Raw genomic sequence first — 14,917 nt, 5'->3', positions numbered from 1 at the left:
TTCAAGTGGCGGGCGCCAGCCGGGCAGCGATGGCGGGGGGCTCGTGGATCCAGGACAGACCTCCAAGGTCTAGTACTCCAGTCAGATTTTGTGTCCTGAGCTGGTCGTTGTCGTTGTCCGGGCATGGGGCGATAGCTGAAGTCGACTTGTGGCAGGGCGAGTTGGAGTCCGTGTTCGCTCGTGTGGCGGGCCGGTTCATCCGAGCGGATCTGCGCCGGCGGATGCGGGACTACGTCCGCGGTCTGCTGGCGCCGGTGGGACGCAAAAACGGTTGGCAATTGGCCGAGTGGGCCGGCCACCGCGACCCGGCAGGTCTGCAGCACCTGCTCAATGGCGCCCGGTGGGACGCCGACGCGGTGCGGGACGATGTCCGCGACTACGTCGCCGAACGGCTCGGCGCGGGCGGGGTGCTGATCATCGACGACACCAGCTTCATCAAGAAGGGCAGCACGTCGGCCGGGGTGGGACGGAAGTACACCGGCACCTCGGGAAAGATCGACAACTGCCAGATCGGGGTGTTCGCCGCCTACGCCACCAGCTCGGGCCGGGCCCTGGTCGACCGGGAGCTCTACCTTCCCAAGTCCTGGACCTCCGACCGCGAGCGGTGCCAGGCGGCGAAGATCCCTGATGAGCGGGGTATTGCCACCAAGGGTGAACTGGCACGGGACATCGTGCGCCGTTGCCTGGCCGCCGGCCTGCCCGCCGCCTCGGTCACCGCAGACGAGGCCTACGGCCAGGACTGGCACTTCCGCCGTCTGCTCGAGGTCGGCTACGTGGTCGCGGTGCCCAAGTCCCAGCAGATCAAGTCCCTGGCCGGGATCTGGCGCATCGATGAGCTCATCGGCGAAGCACCCGGTGACGCCTGGCAGCGGCTCTCCTGCGGCGACGGGGCAAAGGGGCCGCGGACCTACGACTGGGCCGCAGCCAAACCGCCCTCCAACATCATCTTCGATCCCGACCCACCGACCCACCACCGCTGGGTGATGGCTCGCCGCAGCCTGTCCGACCCCGGCGAGCTCGCCTACTACCTCGCCTACGCACCCGTCGGCATCGAGATCGCCGACCTGGTCCGGATCGCTGGCAGCCGTTGGGCGATCGAGGAGTGCTTCCAGGCCGCGAGAAACGAGTGCGGCCTGGACGAGTACGAGGTCCGTCGCTACCCCGGCTGGTATCGGCACATCACCCTGGCCATGCTCGCTCACGCCTTCCTGGCCGCCCACGCCGCCCAGGCGAACGGCGACGCAAGGGGGGCAGCAGAAACGGACCAGCCCACGCTCCGCTCACCGTGGCAGAGATCAGGCGCCTGCTGGACACTCTCCTACCGCACCCCCAACCCCACCAGGACAGACGCCTCCACGCCCTGAACTGGTCCCACTGGCGCAGACGCCACCAAGACACAGCCCGCCGCTGCCACTACCGAAAAAGAACCAGCTCAGGACACGAAATCTAACTGGAGTACTAGGACGGGTCGCGTCACCGACCCCGCACCCGACAGCACTGTCACCCGAATGGTCCAACATGACGTGCTACCCACATGGGTGAAGATCAAGCTGGCTAGTGCCCCAACCGAGGTAATCCGTGAAAGGGGAACCGAATGCGCATTCGACGAATCCTCGCCGCCGTCATCGCCACGGCAGCCCTCGCCGGACTCGGCCTCACAGGCGCCGCCACCGCCACCGCACAGAGTGGCGCAATCAGCCCTGCTCAGTGCAGGCAGGGCGGCGGAACGCCCGATTTTACGGACTTCACCTGCAAGGGCGGTACGTACAACGGGCGGTATCTCATCGACTAGACCCCAGAAGGCGTCCCGCAGCCACGCGCCGCGGGGCGCTCCCGCGCGAGCGTAGCCGGGAGAGCCGCAGGGACTGTGCCGACCCGTCGGGCACGCTAAGACGTACCCGGGCCGTCTCTGGGCCGTCGGAGGGTGCTCTACGACGACCAACGCTGACAACCACCGACAGCTAAGTCGCAGGTCGCAGCGTTGATCGATTACGCGGCCGCAGGTCAGAGACCCTGCCCTTCATTTCTTCGGCTACTGAGCACCACTCAGCCCTCGGGGAGTATCCAAACGGCAAGTGGCGATAGGCGTCAGGTGGTGGGTCCCGGCAGAAGACCCTATGCCGCTTCGATTCCTCATGATCGTCAGTCGGGCCGCTTGGCCACGCAGCAGGGTTGTTGCTTTTCTGTAGCGGCGACCCTGCTGCCGGAATTAATCGTTCAGCCTTCGGGTTCGTCCTGGGATGGAATTACCCGAAGGGCTACGTACTTAAAACCGTCCTGATCCTCAACCGCCTCCCATTCCAAGGTGACCGAGTCACCGGCCGTAAGGGAGCGGAAGCCCGGCATCTCGATCGCGGAGAAACTCGCCCAGCAGCCTCCAGGGGTTTCCTCGGAATCGATGACCCCCCAGCCTTCATCTGCGTTCCACAGGCGTACTGTTGCTGCAGTCATGCTCGGATCCTAGCAACTTGGAATTACTGCTGGCGCTCTGCGGTCAGACCAGGGTCACGATGAAGGGGAATTCCACGTCGATGGTCCGTGTTCCGCGCCCCATCGGGAACGTTTCATGGATCTTCAGATCCCAGTTGCATCGGGTCATGCTGCTGCCCATGGGCGCAGACATGTGGAGCCAGTACCGGGCGCCGACGGCAGGGTGACTGTCGTGCGCGACCCTTCGGCACAGACATGCGGAAGAGTGCTGTCCCGGGTGGAGTCGACTCGGTTGGCACCGCACGAGCCGGGCGCCGCAAGTGATCACCGGCGGCCGCTCCCCCACCGCCCCGGATCATGGCGCCCGAGCCGATCGGTGACGGCCGAGCTCGGCCGTGACCCCCGCAGCCTTCCGGGTAGGGTTCGGGTCGACGCCTGCCGTCCGTAGAGCCTCCTCGGGTGCTGTCGTAGCAGGGGAATGGTCCGGGGCGCGGGTCGTCCGACGTCACATGGTCACCACAGCCACACGCCGAGGGCGACGACAGCAATGCCGATCGTGATGATCATCGGCCCGATCGTGTAACCGGCCCACTTCCTTCGGCCTACGAGGTCCCGCACACCGATGGACATGGCTCCACCGACAAGGACGATCACGAACCCCGCGAGCACGACGAGCGCCGCAAAGAAGGAGACCCAGCCGGGGTCGTAGTTCGGGTTGTTGTGCGCGACCCCCGCCAGGATCATCTCGCCGAGCCCATCGCGCACGTCACCACAGCCCGAAGCCCCAGCCGACGACGACAAGACCGATCACGAGGATCACCGGCCCGAGAACGTAGTTGCCCAACTTCTTCTGATCGCTGACGCTCCAGAGAGCGACGGTCAGGGCGGCGCCGATGACGACGATCAGGCACCCGCCAACCCCGAGGAGCGCCCAGAAGAAGCCGGCCCAGGTGGCGGAGTGGTCCGGGTTAGGGTTCGAAACGGCCGCAAGCCTCACGTCGCCGATCATGCTCACTCGTCCTTCGCCAGATCCTGGACATCCGCCTCGATGCCGGAGCCGGCAGCGTAGACGCCCGTGTTCAAGGAGATTCCCACAGTGTTCTTGAACGCGCTGTCGGTCAGCTCGCCCCGGTCACTGAGGTTCTTGCCGCCGAGACTCCCGTGCTGCTCCAAGGCATGGTTGACGCCGTGGTTCTGGGCGTTCCCGAAGGCACTGGTTGCGGCGTTCGTGAGGGCGTTCAGGCCCACCGTCGAGGCATCCCGGTCGTTGGCGATGTCAGTCGTGAGTCCACCGGCCACGTCGCCCGCGACGCCGTTGACGGTGGTGCCCAGCAGGCCGTCTCCCCTCAGGATGTTGCCGGTCACCCCGGTCAGTCCGGCTGCGTCCGCAAGCGCCGCGCCGCCCCCGGTGAACACGGCTGTTCCGCCGGCGGCCCAAGCGCCGCTGGTGAGGTCGTCTCCGACGGTCACGGGCTGGCCGTTAACGGCCTGGTTGAGCATCGTGCTGCCCGAGTCCGCCACGAAATTCGTGACGAAGCTCTCGGCACCTTTCTTGAGGAACTTCGCGGCGAACTCGGCCACCTTCGCCAGCTTCACCGCCCCTTCCTCGCTGAGCTTGCCGAACCGCCAGCAGCGCGGCCACCTTCTCAGCCGCCGACGTGAACAGCTTCACCAGGTCGACGATCCTGGCGACCCGGGTGGCCACGGCCGTGTTCGCGACGAGGTCGGAGAGGAAGCCGGTGAAGAAGGACAGCGCCGCGCCCGCGATCTCCATCTCGGCGATCTCGACGCAGATGTCGATGATCTCCTCGTTGATCTTGTCGATCTCGTCGGCGCACGCCCGCAGCCCGTCGGCCACCTGGTGGAAGTTGTGCGCGACCTCGTCGATGACGCGCTTCTGCTCCGCCCAGTGCCTCTCGAAGGCATCGCGTGCCTCACCGTCCCAGCCCTGCTTGTCGACGCCCTGGACAGCGACGTCAAGGGCGTGCACGACCTCGGTCAGCTCGTCGCCCATGGTGTCCTAGGCACGGGCGATCGAGCGGAGCGTGGCGCCGTCACCACCAGGAAGCTCCACCCCGCACGCCTGGAGGATCTCCAGGACCTTGCCGTCGATCCAGCCGTTGATGCTCACGCCGGGCCTCCCGCCGGCTGGGTCGCGGCACGGAGGTGTTCCACGGCGGTCCGGTCCGAGTCCTTGTAGTTGGCGGCGTTGAGACGCAGCCGGTCGCCGTCACTGGTGAGCACGCCGGGCAGGTGCCCGAGTGCCTTGACGGTGCTGTTCAACAGCGTCTGGTACTTCCGTGCCGCACCGTCGCAGGCGCCGAGCAGGCCGAAGGCTTCTCCGACCTCGGACGCGGTCGCCGCGAAGTCGTCGACCGGGTTCGCCAGGCCCTTCGCTTCCCTGTCGAACTTCCCAGCGAGGTCGGTCAGCGTGTCGGGGTCGACACCGAACTGGCTCATCCTGCTTCCCCCGTCGAGTACGTGAACAGACCAGCAGTACTCGAGGGAACGATCCGCCGGGAAGGGTTGTTTGCGGGATCAAGACGCGATGATGTCGCGTCCTTTGACCAGAGGAACCACTGTCTTGAAGTCGCTGCTGTCATGTACCGGAAATCATGAGAACTGGTTGGCGACTTCTTTGCGTGGGCACCGACGCCCTGTCGCTGTGGAGATCGTTCTCTGCGGGGAGACGCGCCCAACTCGTGGGCAGGGCAGGGCTGTCGGTGGGCCGAAGTCCGAGCCGGCTCTGACCGAAGGCGAGCGGACCCAGTTGGTTGCGCTGGGCGAGGCAGGGGAAGACCGCCCGCTACCTCGCGCTGCGGGCGAAGTTCGTGCTGCGGTGCGCCGAGGGATGGTGGACGAAAAGGCCGCCTGCACGTCCGCCACGCCACCACGCTCCCGCGGGGGCCCGCTCGTGCTGACGGACAAGACCGGCCCGGCCTCAGGTCGCCCGTTCGGTGTCCGTCATCATGAGGCGGTGACGCAGACTGAAGAAGCTCCCGGCTGGGACGCCATAGACGCAGCCCTCGCACCGTTCTATCCGGGGATCACGCCCTTCCACGTCGGCTACTTCCCACCCAAAGGCTTCGAGGGCGGTGCGCTCCAGGGGTGCTCGGCGTACCCGGCTGAGGGGCACTGGCACTACGTGACCTACGGGCTGAGCGAGCTCTACACCCCCGGCGAGGACGACGATCCCGACTGGTCGGGCTGGGGCTTCGAGCTCACGCTGCGCGTGCGGCGCGGCGGTGAGGAGCAGCCGCCCGGGTGGCCGTACAGGATGCTGCAGGAAGTCGCAAAGTACGTGAACGGCAACCAGGTTCTGCTGGAGGACGGGCACCGGATCGACTTCCGCCAGCCGGTCACAGGGCACCCGCACCTGGAGGACGCGCCGCCCACCGGACTGACGGTGTTCGCCTTCACTGCCGACCCGCAGTTGGGCACCATCGACACTCCCAACGGCAAGGTCACCTTCCTGCAGGCCGTCGGCGTGACCGCGGAGGAGAAGGGTGCCATGACGGACAGCAGCACCGCGCAGGTCCTGCAGGCGCTCGCGGCCGGCAATCCACTGCTGGTGACCGATCCGGCGCGAACCGTCTGAGCCGATCGTCACCGTTGGGAGCTGCCGACGCGCCGCAGGCGGGGCAGGAGGCCTCCGCAGCGATAACTGTCGACGTCCGCCCCGGAATCGCCGCGAATCTCCGACGACGGTACGGACAGCGTCCTGTACGGCGATGACCTGCAGCCAGTAGGCCGTGCCGAGGAGGTCGCGCCAGACCCGCTCCAGGTGGTGCGAAAGCGTCCCAAGACGAGCTTCCCGACACATCGGCGCAGACGGAACCCGTAAGGTTCGCCGCATGGTGACTGCGACCGTCCGTGAGTGGCGCGACGAGGAAGGGTTGGGGGGCTCGACTCCCCCGAGACACCCGGTGGTTGTTGGAGCCACTACTCCCACATCGAGATGGAAGGGTTCCGCAGGCTGTCGCCGGGACAACAGGTGGACCTCCAGTGGGAAGCCCCCGGCTTCAAGCAGGATGGGTACGACTACCGGGCAGCGAGCATCATGCCTCGGTCGGCCTGACATCCACACCTGACAGTCGGAGGGCCGCAGGATCCTTCTCCGAGATCACCGTTCAAGTCTGCTCCCCCTGCGAGCCCTGCGCCGCAAGATCCGCAGGCTGGCGCCGCGCCCGGAGGCTCGCGGACCGGATCACTGGCGCCAAAGCAGCTCCGTAACTGGCCGTTCTCTATCCGCTTGCGTGGTCGATCGGCTTCGAACGGGGCGCTGGGTCGGGCGACTTGGCTGCTGGCGGGGCATAGAGGAAGGGCCTCTTGGTAGCTCGCGGTTGTCGAGTCCAGCGAGAAGCAAGAGGCCCTGTTGTCGAAGTGTCGCGTGATCGCGGTTACCGGGTCCAGTCTGTCCACTCCTGGGTGTGACTGTCTCGCCCATCGGTTCGGGAACGCGGCAGACCGGCCGGAGCGCAGGCCGCGGTACGGCTCGGACATGAGCGATGCCGAGTGGGCACTGGTGCGGGACCTGCTGCCGGTTCCCGGATGGCCGGCGGGGCGAGGCAGCCGTCCGGAGGGCTACTGCCACCGGCAGATGATCGATGCCGTGCGCTACCTCGTCGACGACGGCATCAAGTGGCGGGCGATGCCGTCCGACTTCCCGCCCTGGCCGCGGGTGTATGCCTTCTTCGTCCGCTGGCGGGACGCGGGGCTGGTGACCGAACTGCACGAGCGGTTGCGCGAGGCCGTCCGCCTGGCTGAGGGCCGCAATGACGAGCCGAGTGCGGCGGTCGTGGACTCGCAGTCGGTGAAGGCGGACGCCACCATCCCCCTCGCTTCACGGGGATACGACGCCGGGAAGAAGATCAACGGCCGCAAGCGCCACCTGCTCACCGACACCCCTGTGCGGTTTTTTGAAGGGGTGGAAGTAGCGGCGGAGGCACTGGATGTCTCCGGTGAAGCCGCGTGCGCACAGTTCGCGGGGCATCTGCGGGATGTCGTAGCAGCCCTCGCGCCAGCGCCTGTGCAGACAGGGCTTGTGCTCGTCCAGGATCGATGTCCGGTTGGTGGCCTTGACCAGCAGTTCATCGAGGCTCTGGGCGCTGGGCGAAGCGCCGTACGGTCAAGTAGTCCAGCCGCAGCTGGCGGCCGATCGCGGCCAGGGACTTGTGAACGAAGCCGAGTGCCGGTACGCGAAGGACCGCCGCACCACGTGGGTGCGGCGGTCCCCTACAGCGCCGGGTTCCGCCGGGGCCGACTAGTCGGCTCTAACCAGGTATTGGACGGAATCCACCACGAATTCGCCGTAGTGGAGGGCGGACCCGATGGTTTCCAGCCGTGCGTACTGTTCCGGGGTCAGCGACCTGTCATGTGCGACGAGCATGGCCCGCAGGAACAACCGAAAGGCCAGCTCCGGAGTGCAGCGGCGGGCGCAGTCGACGAGCGCCGCCCGGACCTTGGCCTCCAGGAACCGCGCTGCCTCGATCTCGGCGACGATCGCGTCCAGCTGTGCCGCGCCGTCTTCCACGTCCGCCCCGGCGAGGGGACGGACGTCCGCCTTGGCCGACAGGCGGGCGTCACACAGGTCGACGACCGTCTGCGTCCACTGCGCTCCTGTGATCGGCTCGAAGCGCGGCATGTAGTCCGCCCCGGCGTCCCACAGCACCTCCAGCGTCTCAGACGGAAGGCCGTCGTGGAGTGTCTGGGCGTCGCGTCGGACGGCCAGGACGTACTCGTCGTCCACGTCGTCAAGGTTCTTGGCGACGACGGCGGCGGCCGTGGGCCCGTCGTGGCCCCAGTCCTGGTGGAAGAAGCCCGTCACCCACGAGACGCCGAAGTCGAACTCTGTGAAGCGCTGCACCGGTTGTCATCTCCCTCAGATCGGATAGACAGTCTGGACGTAGTAGCCGCGGGGGTGCTTGGGGATTCCCCGGCCCTTGGGCGCCTTCACGAGCTTGATGAAGAACTCGTTGCCGGCGTCCTCAGTGGCCCGGTCCGCCCAGTAGACCTTGCCAAGGGAGGAACCGTCGGGGCCGAAGGTACCCCTGAACGTCAGCTCGCTCGGGCCGCCCTGTGTCCGCATCCACCTGGTGATCCTGCTGGCATTCTTGTCCAGAGCGAAGTCCAGGACCTTCTGCGCCGTCGCCTCGTCCATCCACACGCTGTTCGACGTGGGTCTGCCGTACTTCCGTGTCTTGGCGGCAGACAGGGCCTTGCCTTCCTCCTCGTTCGGCTTCACGTGCTCCTCGAGGGTGTGTGCGTCGGGGAACTGGCTCTCGTCCAACGCCAGGTTGTCGCGGTTGTGGACCAGAACCGGGGTGTTGCTGCCCGCCACCGCGTAGAAGGTGTGCAGGCCGGACACGGTCAGCTCGTAGTGGACGAGACCCCGGACACCGGCGTCACCTTGGCGAGCGTCCGCAAGCCCTCGGCCCTGGGGCTGACCTTCGCCATCGACCCCGCGGTCTGCCAGACCGTCACCGTCACCGTCACCGCCGCCGTGTACGACCCGGTCGACAAAGCCGGCTCCCCCACCACGGCCGAGCGTGCGGAACGGCGCACGACCGATGAGCAGGACCTGTACTGGCGGCGGCGCCCCCTGACTTTGGCGCCCGTGGAGGTGGACGTCACCGAGCTGCGGCAGGAACCGCGCCCTCTCGCCCCCGGTCTCGAACTCCGTGTACGGGTACGCCGCCCCGGCGGTCCCCGTGGCGTCGTCGCCGTGACCACGACGCTGGTCAACACCCACGAGATCGCATCGGGGCAGATCCAGGACACCTCCTGCTTCTTCCAGACGCAGATCCGTGTCGCGACCCGCGACGGCTCCCTCGCTCTGGTGGAGCGGCCCGCGCCGCCCAGTGCGGACGACGAGGTGACTCTGAGCCGACTGCTGCACCGGCACGCCCCCAACTTCGCCACCGGACACGGCTGCGCGGCGGACTGGCATTGGCGGCCCCCCACACCGCGCGACCTGCGGCCGCAGGATTGTGCGCCGGCCGCGACGTCAGCGGTGTGGAGCGAATTCGTGCCCTCCCACGAGGTGCTGCTGACCGACTCCAACCCGGACATCGATGTGGACTCGCTCGGCATGCGGCGGCTGGCCGACGCCGACGACACCGACGTCGTCCGGGCTCTGCGAGGGCTGACCACCGCCTACGGCGCCTGGATCGCGGATCGCGGGATCGACGCCGCGACGCTGCGCGCCCACCATCGCGTGGACGCCGACTTCGCGCAGGTTCTCGACCGCCAGCTCGAGCTATGCGACCGGGCCCGGCAACGCATGGACTCGGGTATCGCTCTTTTGGAGCGCGATCCTCAGGCCATGCGTGCCTTCCGCCTGGCCAACCGGGCCATGGCAACCCAGCGAGCCCGCACCTCGTGGATCAAGAAGGGCAAAGTCGGCGAGCCCGTCGAAGACGGGGTCTGGCGTCCCTTCCAGATCGGGTTCCTCCTGCTATGCCTCGACGGCATCACCGACCCCAACCACCCCGATCGCGAAACCGCGGACCTGCTCTGGTTCCCCACCGGCGGCGGCAAGACCGAGGCCTACCTCGGTCTCATCGCCTTCACCACCTTCCTGCGCCGCCTGCGCCTCGGGGAGCGGGGTGCAGGTGTGACTGTGCTCATGCGCTACACGCTCCGTCTGCTGACACTGCAGCAGTTCGAACGGGCCTCCGCACTCATCTGCGTCATGGAGAACATGCGCCGCAAGGAGCCCGAGGCCCTCGGGGACGAGCCGATCTCCATCGGCATGTGGGTCGGTAAAGCCGCCACCCCCAACTACCTGACCACCAAACAGGACAAGGAGAAGTCCGCGGAGACGGGCCTGCGCAGGCTGGCCGACGGCGAACAGCTCCACGAAGCCAATCCCGTGCAGCTCAGGTCCTGCCCGTGGTGCGGGACCGCACTGGACCACCACGCCTACACCGTGGAGGCGCAGGAGCGACGCCTGGCGATCCGCTGCCCGAACGCCGGCTGTGCATTCCACGGGGGCCTGCCGGTGCACCTGGTGGACGAAGCCGTCTACCACCACCACCCCACCCTGGTGATCGCGACGGCCGACAAGTTCGCTCAGATCGCCTGGCGCGAACAGGTGGCGGCGATCTTCAACCAGGACATCGAACACCTCACCACCCCGCCACCGGAACTGATCGTCCAGGACGAGCTGCACCTGATCTCCGGACCGCTCGGGACCCTCGCCGGACTCTACGAGGCGGCGATCGACCTGGCCTGCGACCGTCCGAAGATCATCGCGTCCACGGCGACCATCCGTCGCGCCCAGGACCAGGGAAAGGCCCTCTTCGACCGACCGGAGGTGGCCCAGTTCCCGCCCCCGGGGCTCGATGCCCGGGACTCCTGGTTCGCCGTCGAGACGCCTGCGGACAAGAAGGCAACCCGCCGCTACGTCGGGCTCCTCGCCCCCGGCACCTCCCAGGCCACACTGCTGGTGCGCGCCTACGCGGCGCTGCTGCACCACACAGCGCTCATCGACGGCGACGACAGCACACGCGACGCGTACTGGACCCTGGTCGGCTACTTCAACAGCCTCCGCCTCCTGGCCGCCGCGGAGCTACAGGTCCGAGACGACGTCCACCAGCGTCTGGAGCTCCTGGCGAGCAACGACGGCCTGCCCAACCGGCGTGCACGAGAGGTGGACCAGCTCACCGAGTTGACCAGCCGCGTGGCGTCCAGCCGCATCCCCGACAAACTCAAGGAGTTGGAGACCGGCTGGCCCAAGACCGCCTCCGACGTCGTCTTGGCCACGAACATGATCTCCGTGGGCGTGGACGTGGACCGTCTGGGCCTCATGGCGGTGCTGGGACAGCCACAGACCACCGCGGAGTACATCCAGGCGACCAGTCGGGTGGGGCGTCTGCATCCCGGGCTCGTCGTCACTCTCTTCAACTCGGCCCGCTCCCACGACCGTTCGCACTACGAGGGGTTCGTCCCCTACCACGCGGCCCTGTACCGGCAGGTCGAGTCCACCAGTGTCACCCCCTTCTCGCCGCGAGCGCGCGACCGTGCCCTGCACGCCGCGTTCATCGGGCTCGCCCGCCTCACCCTCCCCGACGCCCGTCCCAACACGGCCGCAGGCAGCGTCAAGGGGTACGCCGACCGGCTCGTCGATCTGAGGAACGCGCTCGTCGCAAGGGCCCGGAACATCGACCCGGTCGAAGCCGACCACGTGGCACAGGAGATCGACTGGATCATCGAGGACTGGTGCGCATACGCCGCCGACAACCCGAACCTGGTCTACGAGGCACCCCGGCGTCGACGCCCCCGCGAGAAGCGCCCGGCGGACACCGCACTGCTGCGCGCCCACAACGACGACGACCTGACCGAAGCCATCGACACCATGTGGAGTTTCCGCGACGTGGACGTCGAATCCGACCTGTATTTGGAGGCCTGACATGGGACTTCGTTCGGGCAGCCGACGACGCCTCGACCAAGAGGGCCAGGAGCCGTCGTCCCAAGGCGTACTGGGACGGCTCGGCGCGGTGCGCCGCGCCCAGCAGATCTCCACCTACGGCGTCGGGGCGATGGTCGCGATCGGCGACCAGTCGTTCCTGGTGAGCGGACTGGACAGTTGGAAGGTCGAACCGGACTTCGACATCCGCGAACCCCGACTCGAAAGCGACCTGCACGTACGGGGTTTCCACCTGCCTCCGGCGTCCGATCCGCCCGCCGGTGACGGGGTACGCGTACGACGCTTCCCGACCACGTACTCCTGCCAAGGATGCGGCGCGCTGAAGCCCTACAGCGGGTTCAACTCGCCCAAGGGCCGTGGCCACTGCGGACAATGCGACCGGGCGGTCACCCCCTCCCGCTTCGTCGTGGCCTGCGCGAAGGGCCACCTGTCCGAGTTCCCTTACTGGGAGTGGACCCACCGACGCCGGGAAGCCGCATCCCCCGGATCGACCGACCGGTGTCGGATGAAACTGATCTCCACCGGGCGCACCGCATCCCTGCGCTCCATCGTGATCCAATGCAGCTGCGGCAAGAAGGCCTCCCACGAGGGAGCCTTCAGCGGTAAGGAGATGGCACGGCTGGGCATCACCTGCCAGGGTCACCGTCCCTGGCTCGGTGACGAGGCGGCGCAACCAGGCTGCGGGGAAGCCCTGCAAGCCCTGCAGCGAGGTGCGTCCGCGGCCTGGTTCCCCGTGGTCCGCTCCGCCCTGACCATTCCGCCGTGGCACAAGGCGTTGATGCAGATGGTGATGCGGCGCGAGCACCGCAGGCACCTCGTCGGCAAGGACGACGCACACATCGCCGAGTACGCTCTGGACGAGGGCTGGTTGGCCGACGGCCGCTACACCCCCGCGGACATCGTCGACGCCGTGCGCACCCTCGAGGCGGCCGAACGCGAGCAGGACACCGACCCGGAGAACCCGGACGCCTTCGAATTGGCGGACCGGCTACGCACCGAGGAGTTCCGTCAGCTCAGCTCCACCACCGAGGACCAACACTTCGTGTGCGTCCCCGCAAACGCCACGGCCGACTCACCGACCGTGCCCGGCGTCGAGCAGACGATGCTCGTCAAGCGACTGCGTGAAGTGCGAGTGCGAGGCGCAGGATCTGCACACCCCGGAAATCCGGGTGCTGGGGCCGGTTGAGGTGACGGGCGTGGACAGCACCGGTCACGGCCCGAGGATGGCGCAGCTGGCCGCCTTGTTGTATTTCCGGGCCGGCCGGAGCGCGCATGTCCTGTGTGCCGACATGGATCCCGTCAGCCCGTGGTCGACGAGCACCCTCAACGCGCGGATGCAAGGCCTGCGCAGCTGCCTGGGCAGCGACCCTGCCGGCAACCCCTACGTGCCGCGCCGCAAAGCGGGCGAGGACGCCTACCGGCTCGCTCCCGGCGTGCGCTGCGACTGGAGCCGCTTCCTGCAGCTCGTCGAAAGCGCTCTGCCGCTGGGCCCGTCCGGCCTGCCCGACTTGGAGAAAGCACTGGCTCTGGTGCGCGGCCGGCCGTTCGGCGGCCGGCCGCTGCCCTGGGCCGAGCCCCACCAGCAGGAAATGACCACGCGGATCATCGACGTCGCGCACACCGTGGCCACCCACCGCACCCCCCAAGGCCCCCACCACGACCTCAACGCCGCACGCCACGCCGTCACCACCGGCCTCGACACCGACGACACAGCAGAACTCCTCTACCGAGACTGGATGAGAATCGAACACGCCGTCGGGAAACGCTCCGGACTCCACACCGCCATCACCCGCATCCAGCACATCAACCGGTCGTTGGACTGTTCGCCGGAGATGGAGACCGAGCAGCTCATCGACGAACTCCTGGGCGACTCGGGCGCGGCACGCCACCTGCCGTAACGGACCAGCCTGCGTGCGCTCGGCTGACCGGCGGAAGGTGCCGCATCCGACAGGTCCAGGGCCACCGGCTCGGCGTGGAACTGATCAGCAGTGGTAGCCCCAGGAGACGGCGTCGACGATGCCGACGCGCGGGCTGCGCACCCGCCAGCGCGGACACTCCCCTCGCCCTGTGGCAACTCCCCCACCGGCCTGCCTCACGTCATCCCGCCGCCGGGCGCCCATCAGCGTCACTCACCAGGATTGTGAAGCTCAGGTTGAGAAATAGACATCACTCAAGAAGAACAACAGGCTCCACCCATCCGTACTATCTCTGCAACGGGCCACGCAGAGTCATCTCCACTGCCGCTCGGATCCCAGCCCGAGAACACAGGTGCTTGGGCGCGTACGCCACAGATGCTGCACGCCCGGTCAGGAACTGAAAAGAAGGGTCAACCCATGTCCGACACCACGACTGCCGGCACTGAACTGACATCCCAGTACGCCGCACAGGTGATCAGCGACCTCGAACGCAATGCCAAGGAGCAGGAACGCGTCAGTGCGGAGATCGCCGCGCTGCAGGAACAACTGACCGCGCTGCAGCACGACCACTTTGTACTGCTCAACGTGCAGCAGGTACTTGGCACTGCTCCGACACCGGTTCAGCCGGCAGCCGGTCCGGACGGCGCCGCGGTGCCTGCACAGCGCAAGAAGGCCGCTGCCGAGTCCGGAGCCGACAAGCGGACGCGAGCGAAGAACGAGGCTGGCACCCAGAAAGCCACGACCAGCAAGAAGTCAGCGGACAAGAATCCGCCGGGCAACGCCGCATCCCCGAAGGCAGGCCGACCCACGCTGGTCGAACTCGTGCGCAGTTACCTGATCGAGCAGGGCAATCCGCGCTCCGCGGCCGAAGTCGCCACTGCGCTCGACAAGACCCATCCCGAGCGCGGCATCAAGACCACCGTGGTGCGCACCACCCTCGAAGGACTCGTAGCCAAGAACCAGGCCGAGCGCACCAAGCAGGGCGCTTCCGTCTTCTACACCGCTCCCGACACCGCCGAGCAGACGGGCGCACCGGTCCAGGGCAAAGCGCAGGCCGAGTAGACCGCCCGGGGCGGCACCATGCCGCTGCTGCGGCAGCCGGCCCGGCGTTTCTCCTGCTGGGTGGTCAACATTCCAGGCG

General features: G+C 67.6%; 14 protein-coding genes and 2 pseudogenes. 8 read left to right on the top strand and 8 right to left on the bottom strand.

Annotation, left to right across the window (positions count from 1 at the left end; all coding sequences use genetic code 11):
* Positions 1 to 131: 131 nt before the first annotated feature.
* Positions 132 to 1,364, top strand: coding sequence for an IS701 family transposase (locus ACIP94_RS36975; RefSeq protein WP_402436090.1), 1,233 nt, complete (start codon positions 132 to 134; stop codon positions 1,362 to 1,364).
* Positions 1,365 to 2,217: 853 nt separating this feature from the next.
* Here the strand turns inward: ACIP94_RS36975 and ACIP94_RS36970 are convergent.
* The 6 genes from ACIP94_RS36970 to ACIP94_RS36945 form a co-directional block, all read right to left on the bottom strand.
* Complete coding sequence (locus tag ACIP94_RS36970; protein ID WP_402436049.1) at positions 2,218 to 2,451, bottom strand: cold-shock protein; 234 nt, start codon at positions 2,449 to 2,451, stop codon at positions 2,218 to 2,220.
* A 492-nt stretch (positions 2,452 to 2,943) separates the two neighbouring features.
* Positions 2,944 to 3,195, bottom strand: a complete 252-nt coding sequence (locus ACIP94_RS36965) for a hypothetical protein (protein ID WP_402436046.1) — start codon at positions 3,193 to 3,195, stop codon at positions 2,944 to 2,946.
* 1 nt (position 3,196) lies between these two features.
* On the bottom strand, positions 3,197 to 3,439 hold the full coding sequence (locus ACIP94_RS36960) for a hypothetical protein (protein WP_402436044.1): 243 nt from the start codon (positions 3,437 to 3,439) through the stop codon (positions 3,197 to 3,199).
* A gap of 2 nt (positions 3,440 to 3,441) precedes the next feature.
* Positions 3,442 to 4,026, bottom strand: coding sequence for a hypothetical protein (locus ACIP94_RS36955; protein ID WP_402436041.1), 585 nt, complete (start codon positions 4,024 to 4,026; stop codon positions 3,442 to 3,444).
* The gene (locus ACIP94_RS36950; RefSeq protein WP_402436038.1) at positions 3,911 to 4,444 is read right to left on the bottom strand and encodes a WXG100 family type VII secretion target; all 534 of its coding nucleotides are present in this window, start codon (positions 4,442 to 4,444) and stop codon (positions 3,911 to 3,913) included. Before ACIP94_RS36950 ends, ACIP94_RS36955 begins: the two co-directional genes overlap by 116 nt.
* A gap of 113 nt (positions 4,445 to 4,557) precedes the next feature.
* Positions 4,558 to 4,890: an ESX-1 secretion-associated protein gene (locus tag ACIP94_RS36945; protein ID WP_402436035.1), complete on the bottom strand. Its 333-nt coding sequence runs from the start codon at positions 4,888 to 4,890 to the stop codon at positions 4,558 to 4,560.
* A 517-nt stretch (positions 4,891 to 5,407) separates the two neighbouring features.
* Between ACIP94_RS36945 and ACIP94_RS36940 the strand changes: the two genes are divergently transcribed.
* From ACIP94_RS36940 to ACIP94_RS36930, 3 genes and pseudogenes are all read left to right on the top strand, one after another.
* Positions 5,408 to 6,028, top strand: coding sequence for a suppressor of fused domain protein (locus tag ACIP94_RS36940; protein WP_402436032.1), 621 nt, complete (start codon positions 5,408 to 5,410; stop codon positions 6,026 to 6,028).
* A 256-nt stretch (positions 6,029 to 6,284) separates the two neighbouring features.
* Positions 6,285 to 6,508 (top strand): annotated as a pseudogene (locus tag ACIP94_RS36935) (cold-shock protein).
* 423 nt (positions 6,509 to 6,931) lie between these two features.
* Positions 6,932 to 7,105, top strand: a pseudogene (locus ACIP94_RS36930) (transposase); the annotation flags it as partial.
* A 588-nt stretch (positions 7,106 to 7,693) separates the two neighbouring features.
* Here the strand turns inward: ACIP94_RS36930 and ACIP94_RS36925 are convergent.
* Positions 7,694 to 8,296 carry a contact-dependent growth inhibition system immunity protein gene (locus ACIP94_RS36925; RefSeq protein WP_402436087.1) on the bottom strand — a complete coding sequence of 201 codons (603 nt, stop codon included), beginning with the start codon at positions 8,294 to 8,296 and terminating at the stop codon, positions 7,694 to 7,696.
* A gap of 15 nt (positions 8,297 to 8,311) precedes the next feature.
* Entirely contained in the window at positions 8,312 to 8,797 is a 486-nt protein-coding gene (locus ACIP94_RS36920; RefSeq protein ID WP_402436085.1) for an RNase A-like domain-containing protein, read from the bottom strand.
* A gap of 12 nt (positions 8,798 to 8,809) precedes the next feature.
* Here ACIP94_RS36920 and ACIP94_RS36915 point away from each other — a divergent pair, with 12 nt between their 5' ends.
* The 4 genes from ACIP94_RS36915 (at position 8,810) to ACIP94_RS36900 (ending at position 14,838) form a co-directional block, all read left to right on the top strand.
* Positions 8,810 to 11,842 (top strand): helicase-related protein, encoded by a 3,033-nt coding sequence (locus ACIP94_RS36915; protein WP_402436082.1) that lies wholly within the window; start codon positions 8,810 to 8,812, stop codon positions 11,840 to 11,842.
* 1 nt (position 11,843) lies between these two features.
* Positions 11,844 to 13,046, top strand: a complete 1,203-nt coding sequence (locus tag ACIP94_RS36910) for a hypothetical protein (protein WP_402436029.1) — start codon at positions 11,844 to 11,846, stop codon at positions 13,044 to 13,046.
* A gap of 10 nt (positions 13,047 to 13,056) precedes the next feature.
* On the top strand, positions 13,057 to 13,758 hold the full coding sequence (locus tag ACIP94_RS36905; protein WP_402436026.1) for a bacterial transcriptional activator domain-containing protein: 702 nt from the start codon (positions 13,057 to 13,059) through the stop codon (positions 13,756 to 13,758).
* Positions 13,759 to 14,193: 435 nt separating this feature from the next.
* On the top strand, positions 14,194 to 14,838 hold the full coding sequence (locus ACIP94_RS36900) for a hypothetical protein (protein ID WP_402436023.1): 645 nt from the start codon (positions 14,194 to 14,196) through the stop codon (positions 14,836 to 14,838).
* Positions 14,839 to 14,917 lie beyond the last annotated feature (79 nt).

It is taken from the genome of Streptomyces sp. NPDC093261, assembly GCF_044753645.1.
Lineage (GTDB): Bacteria > Actinomycetota > Actinomycetes > Streptomycetales > Streptomycetaceae > Streptomyces.
Note: the sequence above shows the minus strand (reverse complement) of the source record. Positions and strands in the feature narration are given on the sequence as shown.

Bases quoted from the DNA above. Each gene is read 5' to 3' on its own strand.
- ACIP94_RS36945 (WP_402436035.1), bottom strand. From the start codon at position 4,890: ATGAGCCAGTTCGGTGTCGACCCCGACACGCTGACCGACCTCGCTGGG.
- ACIP94_RS36900 (WP_402436023.1), top strand. From the start codon at position 14,194: ATGTCCGACACCACGACTGCCGGCACTGAACTGACATCCCAGTACGCC.
- ACIP94_RS36910 (WP_402436029.1), top strand. From the start codon at position 11,844: ATGGGACTTCGTTCGGGCAGCCGACGACGCCTCGACCAAGAGGGCCAG.
- ACIP94_RS36950 (WP_402436038.1), bottom strand. From the start codon at position 4,444: ATGGGCGACGAGCTGACCGAGGTCGTGCACGCCCTTGACGTCGCTGTC.
- ACIP94_RS36970 (WP_402436049.1), bottom strand. From the start codon at position 2,451: ATGACTGCAGCAACAGTACGCCTGTGGAACGCAGATGAAGGCTGGGGG.
- ACIP94_RS36960 (WP_402436044.1), bottom strand. From the start codon at position 3,439: ATGATCGGCGACGTGAGGCTTGCGGCCGTTTCGAACCCTAACCCGGAC.